Source organism: Ruegeria sp. AL11 (assembly GCF_056540865.1).
Genome location: NZ_JBQFXO010000070.1, coordinates 1 through 673, shown reverse-complemented (window position 1 = coordinate 673; position 673 = coordinate 1). Strand labels below are relative to the sequence as shown.

Sequence of the window (673 nt, the reverse complement as noted above, 5' to 3'; positions counted from 1 at the left end):
AAAAGATTCCTGTAGAGTTCTGAGATTGTTCTGCGTTAGGCGACCGTCGATAACATTCGCGCTATTGACCAAGACCAGAAAATCTCAAGACTGTGGCCATGGAACCAAATCGTCTCATACGCGTCACACGCAAAAGCTGACCAGAATGTTGTACTTGCCCAGCAAAACCGCTCGGGCAGTTCCATGGCTATCGGATACCGAATTGATGAAAAACAAATCGCCTATCGAGGAGTCCCCTCAGTACTCCGAATTGAACGCTCGATTTTCCCGTTTTCTGCTGGACTTCCGAAAGGAAAAACTCGCGCAGCAACTCGCCGGAGACGACAAAAACCGTGACGAGATTACTCGCGGAGACTTTCAATCATTCAAAGCGCGGATGACTGAGGGATTAGAACTAACCGATTACGATCTAGATCGTATTCACCGCCGAGTATTGTCTGTACTTCTCCGCCCCGAAGCGGGCTCTGAGCTACAAGACGAATGAGGCCGGAAGGCGTGAAACTGGCGTGTAGACCAATCTGACGTTCACACAATCAAGTAAACCAGTTCTCGGTTCAGTGTGACGCTCTGTGGCGTGGTCGAAGATTCCGTATGTCGATGCCAAAACAAAACGTTAGAACGGTCGACGCGAAAGGCCAACCAACAGACAGCTTTTACTTGTGGGCAGTGCAGC

Annotated in this window: 1 protein-coding gene; it reads left to right on the top strand. The window is 49.8% G+C overall.

Annotated elements, in window-relative coordinates; translation table 11 throughout:
• The first annotated feature begins 205 nt into the window (after positions 1-205).
• A complete protein-coding gene (locus ACR0IP_RS23325; protein WP_170723698.1) occupies positions 206-484 on the top strand; it encodes a hypothetical protein in 279 nt (92 codons plus the stop codon).
• Positions 485-673: the final 189 nt, after the last annotated feature.

What these genes read in the sequence shown, in the direction of transcription:
- ACR0IP_RS23325 (WP_170723698.1), top strand. Translation starts at nt 206, where the DNA reads ATGAAAAACAAATCGCCTATCGAGGAGTCCCCTCAGTACTCCGAATTG.